The sequence below is a fragment of the Paenibacillus xylanilyticus genome, from assembly GCF_013359935.1.
In the GTDB taxonomy this organism is placed as follows: Bacteria; Bacillota; Bacilli; order Paenibacillales; family Paenibacillaceae; genus Paenibacillus; species Paenibacillus xylanilyticus.
Genome location: NZ_JABMCB010000197.1, coordinates 73,674 through 88,204, shown reverse-complemented (window position 1 = coordinate 88,204; position 14,531 = coordinate 73,674). Strand labels below are relative to the sequence as shown.

Sequence of the window (14,531 nt, the reverse complement as noted above, 5' to 3'; positions counted from 1 at the left end):
TTATCAATGGACAAGTCAGCAAGCATAAAATATTTCTTGGCCGCGGTCTTAATGACCGCGTCCGTTTCTCCTTTTTCGACGGTCAGTTATGCGGCTACGAGTCAGACACTGAGCGATCTGGCAAAAGTCTCTTCGGATCGGCAGGCCGAAATCACACAGGCGGTGCAGCAAGGACTGTTGGTGGGTGACCCGGATGGCAAGTTTCGACCGTATGACAGTATTACCCGGCAGGATATGGCTGTAATTTTGACTAGAGCGCTTCAGCTGCCGACGGTTCATGCCAGAACTTCCGAATTTTCGGACGTAAAACAAACCAATTGGGCCGCTTCTTCTATTGCAGCGGTACAGCAGGCCGGTTTAATGACCGGCAACAACAAGGGGCAGTTCCGCCCTAAAGCTGCCATAACGTACCAGGAATTAGCCGTAGTGTTGAGCCGAGCCGTTCAGTGGAAAGCATCCGGAGAAGAAAATCAATCGAATAACGGTAAATTGAAATCGGCTGCACCATGGGCTTGGGATGCCCTGAACCTTTCACTTGCAGAAGGTGTTTTTAGCGAATTGGAGGTATTGAATGCCGATCAACCGGTGCAAAGACAGGTACTTGCAGGTATTTTGTTAAATTCCTTTTTCCCGGAAGATCGTGCAGCAACGCTGCAGCGAATTAACAATGGAAGCGTACAAATCAACGGCATTACCTATTCGCTTTCCAATCGGGTGAAAAGCCTCCTTGATCCTAGCAATGCGAAAGTGCTGGATGGTGCGAAAATCAAATTTCTAGCCGAAGGCCGGACTATCAGTAGCATAACTTCGCTTGAAATTATTGCAACCGGTTCTGCACCTAAGGGCGGACAAGCTGAGTTTACCGGAAACCTTAAGCTGGATGGCAGTGGGGCAACGCTGGATGGAGATCTGAAAATTTCTGGCGATTATATTTCGGTTTCAAATTTAGAGGTACATGGTGACTTTGAGATTTCTTCAAAACTTTCTCACGATTTTTTCTCAAAGGATTTGAACGTAACTGGACAAACGAGGGTTTATGGCGGTGACAGCAACACCGTTGTCTTTGAGGGTGCGTCTCTTGGCCAGGTGGAAGTGAACAAGCAGGACGTGCATGTCGAAGCCACAGGCAGCACCACGATCGATAAAATGGCCCTCCATTCGGATGCGTCGCTTACCTTCGGCGATTCCGCATCAGTCGAACAAGTTAGCCTTCTGGATGGGGCTGGAAACGTCGCACTATCCGGAAACATTGGCACCCTAGAGCTGGCAGGAAGCCAAAACGTTACCCTTGCCGGGAACGCCAATATTAATGAAGTTCAGGTCAACGGTTCGGGTGCCGCTTCGATTAACCTCACAGGCAGCATTCAGCAGCTGAAGGTTAATAATCCAGATGCCACAGTAGCCGTAGGAAACAATACAAAGGTTGAAAGTGTTTCTTTAGGTACGAACGTATTGGCGTCTGCTGTAAGCGGGGTAACTCCAGCATCGGAAACGCCGTCAGCTCCAGCGTCATCAACACCAGCACCGGTTGTCAACCAGGCACCAGTTGCAACTCGTGTTTTGGAGGACCGAACCATCTCGATCTCAGATGGAGTTGTTGTCGATGTAACAGGATTATTTAGCGATCCGGATAACGATAAGCTTACCATTGGCGCACAAACCTCGAATAGAAATGTTGTTAGGACAACATTGAGCGGCAACAGCTTAACCCTTACCCCTGTCGCTGAAGGTAGTGCGATGGTAACGCTTCGTGCCAGCGATGGAAAAGGGCATTTGGCTAGCACCTCTTTTAATGTCACTGTAGTGGATGCTCCAGCTACACCGATACCAGATCCAACACCGACACCAGAACCAACGCCGACGCCAGATCCAACACCGACACCAGAACCAACGCCGACGCCAGACCCAACGCCGACGCCAGATCCAACGCCAGCACCGGATCCAACACCGACACCAGATCCAACACCGACGCCAGATCCAACACCGACGCCGGACCCAACGCCGGCACCAGATCCAACACCGACACCGGATCCAACGCCGACGCCAGATCCAACGCCAACACCGGATCCAACACCGGCACCAGATCCAATACCGGCACCAGAACCAACGCCAACACCGGATCCAACACCGACGCCAGATCCAACACCGGCTCCCAATCAAGATCCTGTGGGAATGGATATACCGGACCAAACTTTGGAGGTAGGAGATCCGGCAAAAGATATCGAATTGACGCAGTATTTTTCGGACCCGGATCAAGATCTGTTGGCGTTTTCATCGGTAGTAACGGATGATCAAGTTGCCACCGCTGTTGTTGACGGCAGTACATTAACGATAACGCCTTTGACAGGTGGTAGTGTGGTCATTAACGTTACGGCATCAGATGCCAAGGGAGGTTCTGCTGCAAAAACCATTAATCTCACAGTCATGCCCAAAGCTCAAAATTCGAATGCTGCTCCAGAGGTAGTGGCAGCCATTCAGACCCAATTGCTAAGTCCGGGTTATACAGATGAACGGAGTTATGATGCTTCCCAGTTGTTTAGCGATCCGGAAGGAGATGCAATGACTTATTCGGCCGTTTCAAGCGATCCGGATGCTGCTCAGGTCAGCGTGAATGACAGTACGATTACGTTGTCTCCTGGAACGGCAGGGCATACCGGAACGGCTGTAGTTACCATAACGGCTACTGATAGCCACGGCAATCAGACGACATATGACTTAAATGTTGTGGCCGTTTCCCTGGTGGATAATGGGTTTATTCCGGTGAATTCGAAACAAGGGGTACCCAGCGTTACAGTGGACCTCAGTGCCTATTTCCCGACAGACTCGAACCTGCAGCAATATTGGGCGACACCGGCTCAGACCTTAACAGGACCTACGCCTATGAACGGGAAAGTTTGGAATGCTTCTCCAATGAACATGGATTACTGGATTGTTGGTGCTAACTATAAAGCGGTTTTAATTCGGGTTTCAGTATCGGCTCAGACTAATTCCAACGCTTACTTCAGCCAGTATATTGACGGAGGGGGTTACAACAAAACGATTCAAATCATGAATCCTTATTTCGGCACAAGTCAGAAGTTCGTAGGCTTCTCGCTTGAAGTTAAGCATTACAATCCGGCGACGAACCAAACAACCAGTGAAACCTACAAAATATTCGATGGCTTACCTTTGGACCAAATAAAGGATCTGAAATACGTTAATTCTATAGACCGTGCATTTTATGATTTTTTTGATCTCATCCCAACTACGTATTACAACAATGAACTTATTCTGAATGTTCCCGGTTCGAAATTAACGGCCATCATTCTGAAGAAAGACGGTCAAATCATGGATGTTCTGGGAGATCCGAATGGTCAATTGGAAATTCTGCCGAGTGGCGGAACGATTATTCGCAAGAGCGCGATCCACAGCTCCTCACCAATATATAACTTGCCGGGTGAGTGGAATTTGTATCCGAAAGGAACTTACCAATATTACGACCAGCAAACGCCATAAGTGACTTATGAATCATCTATTGCAGCCCCCATCTTGGGGGCTGCTTATTTATCATTGGTTAAAAAAGACTTAATCTACAAAACTAGATGGGGTTGAGCACTGTTATTAATAGTGAGATACGAAATTCAATTTCTATTTATAGTAAAGGAAGGTTTGATCATGAGCATGTGGTTCATACCCAAACTATTAAGTGCAGCGTTCATTGCTTTATCTGGTTCTCTTTCGGTTCCGAATCAAGATCATACAGTGTTGGCCGAGATCAAAGAAAATCATCACGAGATTACATTGAACACATCAACCAAACCTGTTCAAGGAATGTACTCCGGAATCACCGTCTCTTGGAATAACCGAACGAAATCTTTTCCGTGGGAAAACATCAGCGAACCAGCTTTTTACCCAGAAGTCGCAACGAGCAATATCGATGGGAAAGGTCAGGACGAAGCAATTATTATTCTTACCACTGGGAAGGGCATTGGGGCACGGGCTTCAGCGGTTCATGTGATAAAGGATGATTGGACAGAGATTCCCGTTGGGGACGCGGTAACCAAAGCTAAAAATGCGTTGGCTTCCATGTATAAGGAGCACACAGCAACTGTTGAATACACGATGAATATCGCGGGGAACGAGTATGTCTATTCCTATCCTATTGAAGACGCAGAAATGTGGTTTAAGCAGGCAGTTGTGGGCAATATTCTGAGGTACCGGGTTCAGGACAACAAGCTGATTGCTGAAATACCGGTGCAAGTTTCTCCGGGTACGTATACAGGTACGATTGAAGTTGAATTCAGGGAGTACAATGGTGAATTGATTCCCTCAGAAGTCAGTTACATAGAGGACTTCTGAGTCAGTAACTATGTTACACCGGGCTCTCTTGCTTGAATATGGCGCCTGCAACTTCGGTGATCCTGCCCTGTATTCTGTAAAAGAATTGGACTGGGCATACCCCGCATTTGTGGAGGCGTACCGTGAATATAAGAAGGAGTATGACCGGTCTGATGACCTGAACCCGTGCACCTCATTTCAATGGATTAATGGAGATGCTGGCCGAGTCTGCGATATGGGCCCAGGAACAGATGAATGAGTTCAGGTGACAGATTGCTCTTGAATGTATTTGCGATAGAGGGCAGGTGTAATCTCTTCAAACTTTTTGAAAATTTTAATAAAATATCCCGATTCGTTAAACCCCAGCTCATCACTGATCTGTGAGATCGGCATGTCGGTAACCTCCAGCAATTGTTTGGCCCACTTGATTTTGAGCTTGGCCAGATAAGTCGTAAAATTTTCCCCTGTCTCTTTGGAGAACAGTCTGCTGAAATAACTTGGACTTAGGTGGCACAGTTCTGCCATTTGTTTCAGTGTGACCTGCTCACTCTTGTGGCTGTGAATGTATTCAAAAGCTGGCTGCAGTGCCGGACTGGTACATGCATTGTCGCTGGGACTGCTTTTGAGATAGGCATCCGCAATGGCGTTGGTCATTTCTTTTTTGATGGATTCAATATTGCGAATGGAATAACCCGGCAAAATGGTCGAAAGATTAACGGATTCCTGAGACCCTGAGGCCTTTTCGAACATCTCTACGAGCAAATTTTTATTGAGAGCTTCCTCTACAATATAGTTGCAGAGAAGGGACAGCATATTGGAGATTTTCACGATCTCTTCATACGTCATTACAGGCAGTTGGTCATAATCATCCTGTAGTTCCTGCAGCTTTGCTTCATGCATGTGCACATTTTTGGAAGAGACGATCTGTTCCAGATCAGTGCCTTTATCTCGATCTGCAAGTTTAACTTGCCCTGCCAGCACGGCGCCAATGTATTTGCCATCAATGGTGATGGGAATGGCAATATCAATAATATTGAAATGACACAGATATACATAGGGTTCATTTAACCTTACCGCTTCCAGACCGCCGCGTGAATCACATTTTTGGCAGTAGGGAAGCAGTTCGGGATCTTTGCGTACATTCTGGCAAAATGCCTGACAGCTGCTGTGGCTGGTCACTGGAATGCCTTTGTAGTCGACCGTCAGGATGGCCAGTTTGGTTACGGTAGCGAGTGAATCCTGTAGACGCTTCCATTTATTCAGGTCGAGAATTTTATTGATGTGCAAATATTCTTTAATCATTGGGTGGAACCTCCATACGAACCTGATTGCCGGCTCTGGGCCGTAAAAAGGTAGCAACTTGTACATATTAAAATGAGAGGCGAGCGGGTAATGTAAGATCATGTCAGCATTCAACGATCCAATGACAATAAGATACCATGAATTCAGAAAAAAGCAAAAAATTACGATTGAAAATTATAATAATTTGTTATCAAAGTCCACTGTTTCACGAGCATGCATGATATATATTTAGATTAATTGTGAACAATTAAAATTTGATGTTTATACATCAAACACCATACTAACTACGCTATAGGAGGCATATATCATTATGAGAAAAGCATTTATCAGCCCAACCAAATACGTACAAGGCGAAGATGAATTGTTGAACCTCGGTTACTTTGTGAAATCCTTTGGAGATTCCGCATTGTTGATTGCACATCCCGATGATGTACAGCGGGTAAAAGCAAAGCTTGATGCAACAGCTGAGAAATTCAATATTACCTTTGTTGAAAGCGGTTTTAGAGGGGAGTGCTCCCGTCAGGAAGTTGCTCGCCTGCAAGAAATTGCGAAGGAAAAAGGCTGTACATGCACCATTGGTCTTGGTGGTGGTAAAGCTATCGACGCAGCCAAATGCGTAGCGGAAGGCGAAGCATTGATCATTTGCCCGACCATTGCTGCAACCGATGCACCAACAAGCCACTCGGCGGTATTGTACACACCGGAAGGCTCTTTTGATGACTATGCTTATTTCAAACAAAGCCCAAGCGTTGTGCTGGTGGATACAACCGTAATCGCTAACGCACCAACACGCTTCCTGGTGTCCGGTATGGGAGATGCACTCTCTACGTACTTTGAAGCAAGAGCAACAGCAAAATCGTATTCCCGTGTAAACGCAAGTCTGCCAATGGGTTCCCGCGAAGGATATACTCCGTCTGCTGTAGGTACGAATGCAGCACTAGCGCTGGCAAAGTTGTGTTATGAAATGCTGCTGACTGACGGAGCAAAAGCAAAAGTAGCCAGCGACAGCAATGTGGTGACTCAAGCGCTAGAAAATATTGTTGAGACCAACATTCTGTTGTCAGGTCTTGGATTTGAAAGTGGCGGTCTGGCCGCGGCACATGCAATTCACAACGGTTTGACTGTTCTGGAGGGTACGCATCACTTCTTCCACGGTGAAAAAGTATCATTCGGTACGATTGCACAGCTCGTCCTTGAAAATGCACCAACTGAAGAGCTGCATGAAGTCATGGACTTCTGCATCGCCGTGGGACTGCCTGTAAGCTTGGCGGATATCGGTGTAGATACCATTACGCAAGAAGAGCTGCTCAAAGTGGCCGAGATCGCTTGTATTCCGGAAGAATCGATTCACGCCATGCCGTTTCCAATCACCGTTCCTGAAGTGGCTGCAGCCATTGCAGCGGCTGACCGTATGGGACGGGAATACAAAGCTCGCCGGGAGGCGAAGTAATGAAGAAAATTATCAATCAGGCTGAAAATGTAGTGATGGAAATGTGCAACGGGATTGCGCTGGCGCACCCGGAGCTGGAATTTTTGAAAAAGTATAAAGTCATCAAACGCAGAGAGATTAATGCTGACAAAGTCAGCCTCATCAGCGGCGGCGGAAGCGGTCATGAACCGGCTCACGCAGGTTATGTGGGGAAAGGCATGCTGGATGCTGCAGTATGTGGAGATGTGTTCGCATCCCCTTCCCAGATCCAGGTATACCAAGCGATTAAAGCAACGGCTAGCAGCAAGGGCACACTCTTAATCATCAAAAACTACAGCGGCGACATGATGAACTTCAAGAATGCGGCACATCTGGCTGAAGAAGATGGTATCGACGTACAGTATGTACGTGTTGAGGACGACATTGCTGTACAGGACAGCTTGTATACGGTAGGACGCCGCGGCGTTGCGGGAACGGTACTGGTTCACAAGATTGCCGGAGCAGCAGCCGAAGAAGGCCGCAGTCTGGCAGAAGTGAAGTCCGTTGCCGAGAAGGCAGCTCAGAACGTACGAAGTATCGGATTCGGATTTACGTCCTGCACCGTGCCTGCCAAAGGTACACCAACATTCGAAATTGCGGACGATGAGATGGAGTTCGGTGTGGGAATCCATGGTGAACCGGGCATTCGCCGTGAAAAGATCGTCTCTGCCGATGAGCTTGCGGGCCGTATGGTTGAAGCGCTGCTTGCCGATATGAAGCTGGATGGTGACGCATCCGCCGAGATTGCGGTGCTGGTGAATGGTTTTGGCGCAACACCGCTTCAGGAATTATATCTGCTCAACAACTCGGTTCAGCGTGAGCTTGCAGGCCGTTCGGGTCTTCATGTAGCTACGACTTTTGTTGGTAATTACATGACCAGCATCGATATGGCTGGCGCATCCCTGACAATCCTGAAGCTGGATGATGAGCTGAAGTCCCTGCTGTTCAAGGAAAGTGATACACCTGCGTTCAAAGTATCTGGTCCTCCAGTAGCGCAAGTTGCCTATTCCGAAGCATTGGAAGCAGTCGTGACTGAAGATGTGCCTGTATCTTTCGAAGTGGAGACCCCTGCAACGTCTGCGGTAATCAACAACAATCAATTCTCCCTGGATAATATCGTCTACTTGATCGACAAGATGGGCGAGATCATCATCAAGAATGAGGTGCCGTTCTGTGAACTGGATTCCCATGCAGGCGACGGTGACTTCGGCATGAGTGTGGCGAAGGGCTTCCGTCAGCTGAAACGCGAATGGAAGCATATCATCAGCGAAGAGAAGAGAAACATCGGTTCGTTCCTGGATGCATGCTCGCTCGTAATCATGGAGTATTGCGGCGGAGCCTCCGGTCCCATCTGGGGTTCGGCATTCCGTTCGGCGGGCAAGGCAGTAGGCGATAAACAGGAGTTGAACGTCTCTGAGTTTGCCGAGATGATGCAAGCAGCGGTGCAGGGCATTCAATCCACGGGTGAGCGCTCCTTCGGACGCGGGGCGGTTGTAGGTGACAAAACTTTGATCGACGCACTCGTTCCGTGTGCAGATTCCTGGACACAAAGTGCTAGCTCTGGCGATGACTTCAAAACAGCGTTTGCTAAAGGAGCGGAGGCTGCAGTTGAAGGCGCGAAGAAAACCGAAGATATCGTGGCACGTATGGGCCGCGCGGGCACGGTTGGGGATCGCAGTCTGGGATATCCGGATGCAGGCGCGTATGCGCTTGGTGTTATTTTCACAGAACTCTCCGAGTCGATGAAATAGATACAGCGCAAACTAAAAACTAGATAGTATAGATAAAAAGATAGTTACAGCTAAAGCAAAAGCTAAGCACGATACGCAGCAAGCGACACAGGTAACGGCGCCGGATGTCCGGCGTCTTTATGTGTGCCTTTTTCAACCATACTTAAGTCTATTTTTACATGTGTAAAGTTACATTATCAGAGAATCAGGGTCATAGGCCATCCGTTTATTTCAACATTTTGCTAATTCGATTCCTCTCGCTCCGGGGTGCAATATATAGACGAACAGGAGCATTTCGATCTATATATTGAAGACTGGAAGTCGCTTATTGGATTTATGCAAAATGCTCACTTACATGATTAACATTTCATATCGATAAAGGAGTTATTATGAGAGCAGTCACATCATTCTTGAAAAAACCGCAGGGGTTGCTGGTTTTATCACTCGTCTTGGTCATCTTCGGCAGCTTGTTTGCCGGAATGTTCAACACATCTTTTTATTCCGTTAAAGTCAAAGAAATTAAATTCGAGGCCGATCACGGTACCTTGTCAGGGTTGCTGTACATGCCTAAAGGCGCGGGTGCAGATGACAAACGCCCCGTTATTATTACAACCCATGGTTATTTAAACACCAAAGAAATGCAGGATGCACCAGCAATTGAAATGTCGAGACGCGGTTATATTGTGCTCGCACTGGATATGTATGATCACGGAGATTCACGCTGGAGTGGAGAATTCTCGGTTGAGGATCGGTTCAGTACATTTTGGATATACTCTCAGTTTGACGCAGCAAAGTATATCTATGAACAGGATTTCACCAAAAAAGATGACCAAGGCAACGCGTATGTAGCCGTCAGCGGACATTCCATGGGTGGATTCTCTACCTTGTTATCCATGTACATGGACGAAATGAGTGCTCTGCAAACTGGATATCGCATGATTCATGCGGGGATCTCCGTTGGTTCAGACTACTCTTATGCAGCTGCTGTTGCACCGCAGGATCAGCTTCAGGCAGCCTATGGCAGCCGGACAGTGGGCATGATCGCAGGTCAATATGACGAGTTTTTCTTCAACAAATCCGATGAAGAGAAAACGGATGAGGAGAAAGAAGTACAAGGCACGGTAACGCGCAAAGACTTCGCAGCAACGGCTTCGGGTAAAACCTTTCTGGGACTTGCGCCAGATGCAGCAAGGGGAGAAACAGGCAAGTTTATCCCGGTGGAATCTGGTGACCTGACAGTAGAAGGTACGGTTGTACGTCCATCCCAAACAGGTGAACATATTATGTTTACACCGAATCAGACACACCCATGGAATCATTTCTCCGGGACAACGACAGGACATCTAATCGACTTCTATGCGCATGCATTCGAAGGCGTAACTTCTCCAAATCAGACCCATGTGAATCTGGATTCCGGCAATCAGATCTGGTGGGCGAAGGAAGCCTTCAATTTCGTGGCTCTCATCGGTTTCTTCCTGATGATCGTTCCATTGGTTACGTTAATGCTTAGACTGCCGTTCTTGCGTAACGCCATCAGCGGCGAGATTGCAACGGTATCCGCTGCAGTTGGTGGTGTACAGAAGACGATCTATTGGATCGCCATCGCTTTCAGCACCCTGATCCCGGCAATTTTGTTCCCGACTCTGATGGACAAAGAATCAAACGGATTGAATGTGCTTCGTATCATTGCCCTCATTCTACTGATTGTGAGTGTGCTTGGGGCTATTGTTGGATTCATTATGTCTAGCAGTAAGAAAAATGATTACAAAACTAGTGGACGACTGAAAAATATGGCCGTGGGCAGCGTGCTTCTGACGGTTGTATCTCTGGTCATGTGGCTTATATTCAATTACTCGGATAACATTGTGGCTACAAGTTCGTACTTCAATGAACCAACAACGAACCAGATCGTGTACTGGGCTCTGGTATCGGCGTTAATTATGATTCTAGTAACGTTTGCCTTCCATTACTTCTCCAAAAAAGATGCAGGCACTCGTTTCAGCGATTATGGCATTAGCCTGAATATCGTAACGATTGTTGCCAGTCTGGTCACTGCGGTTCTTGCTGTTGTGATTGGTTACGCTCTGCTGTTTGTCGTGCAGGCGATCTTCGGAACGGATTTCCGGATCTGGACGTTTGCCGTACGGACGTTCGAGAGTGATCATTTCATTACTGCCTTGCGTTATGTACCGTTTTTCCTGGTGTACTTCTTCGTAAGTACCGTTGCACTGAACGCCAATACACGCGGGAAACGAGGAGGCATGTTCCTGTCCATCGTGTTGAACGTTGGCGGACTGGTTCTCTGGATAGCCCTTCAATATGGTTTGGATTTCACCAAAGGTGTAGCTATGTACCCTGGGCAAGCGTTGAATGCGATTCTGCTGTTCGCACTGATTCCGTGCCTTGTCATTGCAGCTGTATATGCACGCAAATTGTTTGAGAAAACCAATAACGTGTGGGTCGCTGCCCTGGTGAATACGTTCTTGTTCACGATGATTACGGTGGCGAACACAGTTCTCTTCTGGAATATGGTTTAATCGAAACAGATATAAAATGAACGGGGAGGATTACACATCTAATCGATGATAACACCAGAGAACTCCTCGGACAGAAAATCTTCCGATCGCTCTTATCCCTGGATTTCCTTGATCTCCCTTGATGGGAGAAATCCAGGGATAAAGGCGAACGCTCCGCTTCTCCAGATTCTTTCTGTCCGCTGCGCTCTAGTGTAAATTATACGTTCAGTGTAATCTTAAAGTTCATTTCATATCCAACGTTTCGTTAAACGTGGATATAAGTAAGGAAGACCGCTCTGTAGCTTGGTTTACAGAGCGGTCTTTTTGGTTTAAGAAGCTATAGCGGTAGAGCAGAGATTTGGCTTGGTTATGTCAAATAGTGTAATCTGGAGAACAGGATAAGGATTGTACACGGAACAGAGTGTGAAGTTCCATTCGGTGAAATGCTAAAGCAACGACCAAATTGAACGAAGAAGGGATCGGGATTATTCAATGACACAAAAGTTATACTATGACTCTGCTTATACAAGAGAGTGGCATACAACGATTACAGGCAGAGTGGACAAGGAAGATGGCGTCTATGTCACGCTCGCGGAGACAGCTTTTTATCCGCATGGGGGTGGACAACCCTGTGATCTAGGACAAATTGGCGGTATCGCGGTTTTGGACGTAAACATCGAAGATGGCGAGGTATGGCATAAAGTCGAGCAGGCGCCTGAGCAGAAGGAGGTGCACTGCGAAATTGACTGGGAGCGCAGGTTCGATCACATGCAGCATCACACAGGGCAGCACTTATTGTCAGCCATCACATTGAAGCTGGCTGATGCCATGACGCTCAGTTTTCATCTGGGCACTGAATATGCCACGATTGATGTAGCTGCAGCTGAGTTGGAAGCGAATCAACTGACAGCGATCGAGCAAGAGGCGAACCGCCAAATTTACCGGAATGCCCGCATCAGCAGCTCTTGGGTCACTGCTGAAGAAGCAGCCCGTCTGCCGCTCGTGAAGCAGCCTTCCGTTACCGAGGACATCCGCATTGTTGAAATGGAGGGCGTGGAATATAACGCTTGCGGCGGCACACATGTAGCGGCAACAGGTGAGATTGGCATCATTAAGCTGCTGAAAACCGAAAAGGTAAAGGGAAGCACGCGCATCTACTTTAAATGCGGATTCAGAGCATTAAACGAATTTGCAGCAGCACAGCACGTGTTAAACGGGATTTCAGTGAAATTAAAAACCAGCAGGGAAGAACTGCTTGATCGTATCGACAAAATGGAAACAGATCAAAAACAGCTTCTGTCTGAGCTGAATGCGGTCAAAGCCACCAATGATACCTACTATGCGCAGGCATTGTTGTCTGCACGGGAAGGCCTGGTCATTGCCCAGGTGTTTGAGGACAAATCCCTCAAGGATATGCAGAGCCTGGCGACCAAACTGACGGAGGAACATGAGGGGATTGTGCTTTTTGCCAGCATCTCGGAAGCCAAAGTCGTTCTGGCACAGAACGGGCAGCCGCCGGAGTGGTCTTGTGGACCTTTCTTCAAAGGCAATCTCGGAGCCTACCAAGGCAAAGGTGGAGGCAGTGACAGAATGGCTCAAGCGGGCTTTGCCAGCAGTGAAGATGCCCTCGCCTTTTATGAATTTACGAAGGACCAGCTGGGACATCACTAAGTTGGGCTTTTTCCTAAGATAAGGTATACAGAGTTACGGAGAGCACGTCACGTTGTGGCGTGTTCTTTCACATGAGGGGATGCACTGCACAAGTAGAGCCAGGACATATCCTGCCATTTTCCTATGTTGTTCTCCGAATTAGAACCAATTAACAACCCAAATCATTCAAATCAATTTTACTTTGATAGAGCGGCTCAAAGAATGGCCAGATGCCTAGTTAAGGAGGGCGGTGTATTTCCTGAGAAAATGACATTTGAATCCTAAGGAGCTGACCTTGATTTGCTTTTTGCCTCACAAGGTTTTTTCTACGGTGGGGTTACCCAGTGTCGAGTAAACCCATCATTCAATCAATAACACATCTAACCCATGTAATTCCTGTGTGACTTCATTGGGATATCCCTAATTGGCCGTGAACGTCAGCGGGAATTAAGAAGAATCAAGCTGACGCTCACGTGCAGGAATTAGATCTCGCTCACTAGATCTGATCAATTACAGCCCCCAATTGTACATCCTTCTACAATTCTGCAGATGCCTGTGTCAGGAGACCGGCCAGCCATTCATAATCCGGAGTATCCTTTTCTTTGATTTTAATCGTTTTGCGTTCCTCCGGGCCCTCGAATATGCCGTCTGGCAGTTCCAGACCGGTTGCATTAAAAATGGTGAAGGACACCGCCTGCTTGGAAGGAGAGATGACCGCGGCATATTTGCCGTTTTTCAGAAAGTGTGGCTTCTTGTACTGCATGCGCTCCTGCACGTCCGGGATGGAATCATGCACCAGCTGCCGCAATTGTCTTACAACGTCAACTTGCCACGGGATTGAGATTTGTTCCATAAAATCAGTGACTTCTGCATTCAAGGTCATACTGTTCCCTCCACATTTGTTAAATTGAGTGCTTCCCATTCCGGCTTCAGAATACCCATCATCAGGCGGTCATAACGCCGTCCATCACGGTAAACTGCTGAGCGTGCGCGTCCTTCCAGTTGAAAGCCGGCTTTCTCATACGCACGAATACCTTTTGCATTATACGAAATGACGTCCAGTCCCACACGATCCAAATTCAGTTCATGGAACGCATATCGCAAAATCAGATTCAACGTTTCCGTTCCATACCCTTTGTTGCGATGTTCGGCAAGTCCGATGCCAATGGCAAGTTGTCCGCAGCGGTTGTTCCATTCAATGCTGTGAATGACAACAAAACCGATCAGTGTATCGTCCTCATGTGTCCTGAGCCTGAAGTACACTTCTTTGTTTTTCGTTTCGCCCTCATCTTCCAATTGTTTCTCTGAATAGGGGATGGCGATATCGGTATCCACATTTCGAAGATACTCCGGATCTTCATTCCATTGCAGCATCGTCTGCACGTCTTCCGCGCGTGGCGGTGTCATTTTTAATCGTTTGCTATAAAACAGGTTGTCCGTTGTCAGAGTCATGTTGGTCTCGCCCCTTGGAATCAGATAGCCTCATCATACTGGAAAATTAAGGGGTTCACAATACGCATTTCATTGTGTTTTCGGAATCTATTGTCA

Annotated in this window: 10 protein-coding genes; 7 read left to right on the top strand and 3 right to left on the bottom strand. The window is 47.4% G+C overall.

Annotated features, from left to right (window positions below):
• The first annotated feature begins 6 nt into the window (after window positions 1–6).
• The 3 genes from HP552_RS22900 (at window position 7) to HP552_RS22890 (ending at window position 4,576) form a co-directional block, all read left to right on the top strand.
• Window positions 7–3,495, top strand: coding sequence for an S-layer homology domain-containing protein (locus tag HP552_RS22900; protein WP_175397708.1), 3,489 nt, complete (start codon window positions 7–9; stop codon window positions 3,493–3,495).
• Window positions 3,496–3,654: 159 nt separating this feature from the next.
• Entirely contained in the window at window positions 3,655–4,338 is a 684-nt protein-coding gene (locus HP552_RS22895; RefSeq protein WP_175397707.1) for a hypothetical protein, read from the top strand.
• A 10-nt stretch (window positions 4,339–4,348) separates the two neighbouring features.
• A complete protein-coding gene (locus tag HP552_RS22890; RefSeq protein ID WP_246311017.1) occupies window positions 4,349–4,576 on the top strand; it encodes an SMI1/KNR4 family protein in 228 nt (75 codons plus the stop codon).
• A 2-nt stretch (window positions 4,577–4,578) separates the two neighbouring features.
• Here the strand turns inward: HP552_RS22890 and HP552_RS22885 are convergent, their stop codons facing one another.
• A complete protein-coding gene (locus tag HP552_RS22885; protein ID WP_175397706.1) occupies window positions 4,579–5,619 on the bottom strand; it encodes a PocR ligand-binding domain-containing protein in 1,041 nt (346 codons plus the stop codon).
• 310 nt (window positions 5,620–5,929) lie between these two features.
• Here HP552_RS22885 and HP552_RS22880 point away from each other — a divergent pair, with 310 nt between their 5' ends.
• The 4 genes from HP552_RS22880 (at window position 5,930) to HP552_RS22865 (ending at window position 13,004) form a co-directional block, all read left to right on the top strand.
• A complete protein-coding gene (locus HP552_RS22880; protein ID WP_175397705.1) occupies window positions 5,930–7,069 on the top strand; it encodes a glycerol dehydrogenase in 1,140 nt (379 codons plus the stop codon).
• The gene (dhaK, locus tag HP552_RS22875; RefSeq protein ID WP_175397704.1) at window positions 7,069–8,838 is read left to right on the top strand and encodes a dihydroxyacetone kinase subunit DhaK; all 1,770 of its coding nucleotides are present in this window, start codon (window positions 7,069–7,071) and stop codon (window positions 8,836–8,838) included. Before HP552_RS22880 ends, dhaK begins: the two co-directional genes overlap by 1 nt.
• A 368-nt stretch (window positions 8,839–9,206) precedes the next feature.
• On the top strand, window positions 9,207–11,354 hold the full coding sequence (locus HP552_RS22870) for a hypothetical protein (RefSeq protein ID WP_175397703.1): 2,148 nt from the start codon (window positions 9,207–9,209) through the stop codon (window positions 11,352–11,354).
• Between the two features lie 471 nt (window positions 11,355–11,825).
• The gene (locus HP552_RS22865) at window positions 11,826–13,004 is read left to right on the top strand and encodes an alanyl-tRNA editing protein (protein WP_175397702.1); all 1,179 of its coding nucleotides are present in this window, start codon (window positions 11,826–11,828) and stop codon (window positions 13,002–13,004) included.
• Window positions 13,005–13,518: 514 nt separating this feature from the next.
• On the opposite strand, the gene HP552_RS22860 is transcribed toward HP552_RS22865, so the two are convergent.
• Window positions 13,519–13,860 (bottom strand): DUF1801 domain-containing protein, encoded by a 342-nt coding sequence (locus HP552_RS22860; RefSeq protein WP_175397807.1) that lies wholly within the window; start codon window positions 13,858–13,860, stop codon window positions 13,519–13,521.
• Window positions 13,861–13,862: 2 nt separating this feature from the next.
• Window positions 13,863–14,435 carry a GNAT family N-acetyltransferase gene (locus HP552_RS22855; protein WP_175397701.1) on the bottom strand — a complete coding sequence of 191 codons (573 nt, stop codon included), beginning with the start codon at window positions 14,433–14,435 and terminating at the stop codon, window positions 13,863–13,865.
• Between the last annotated feature and the right edge of the window lie 96 nt (window positions 14,436–14,531).